The following is a 698-nucleotide window of genomic DNA, read 5'->3' as shown; positions in this document are numbered from 1 at the left end:
CAGCGCAAGACGTGGCTCTTATCAGCTATGACGAGAATCTGAAAGAAGAAACAACCGTTGCGATGAAAGAAGATTCAGCAACTGGTATCTGGGTTTCTGAAGCGCAAAGCAACGTCGTCAACAAATACTACCGTTACCAAGTTAAAGTTTACCACCCAACAACGGGCGTCATCGAAACTCGCTTGGTCACAGATCCATACTCTCTGAGCTTGTCGAAAAATTCGATGTACTCTCAAGTGATCGATTTGGATGATCCAAGCTTGATGCCACAAGGCTGGAGCGACTACGAACGCCCAACCGTTAAAAAAGATGAAGACCACGTACTGTACGAATCACACCTTCGTGACTTCAGCTTTAACGATACAAAAGGCACCAAAGAATACAACGGTAAGTACTTAGCACTCACAGAAGCAGACCGCGAATCGGTCTCTCACTTGCAAGCACTAAAAGACGCAGGTTTAACAACGCTTCACATCCTGCCTGCGTTCGACATTGCTACGGTTGATGAAGAAGCGGCGAACCGCGTCGATATTACTGACACCGTAGGTAAATTGTGTGGCATCAAACCAGAAGCGTCTGTCTGTGACGAAGTTGATGGTGCGAAAGTAATTGAAGATGTGCTGAACAGCTACGATCCAGCCACCGGCTCTGCGCAAGTACTGATGAACGCTTTGCGCCTGCGACACAGCTACAACCCG

At 47.7% G+C, this 698-nt stretch carries 1 pseudogene; it reads left to right on the top strand.

Annotated elements, in window-relative coordinates:
- Nucleotides 1-698, top strand: a pseudogene (locus R7Z49_RS25165) (DUF3372 domain-containing protein); the annotation flags it as partial.

Origin of the sequence: Vibrio sp. 1562, from assembly GCF_033340155.1 — a bacterium.
GTDB classification, from domain to species: domain Bacteria; phylum Pseudomonadota; class Gammaproteobacteria; order Enterobacterales; family Vibrionaceae; genus Vibrio; species Vibrio alginolyticus.
The sequence above is the reverse complement of the archived record's forward strand: the minus strand, read 5'-3'. Positions and strand labels throughout refer to the sequence as shown.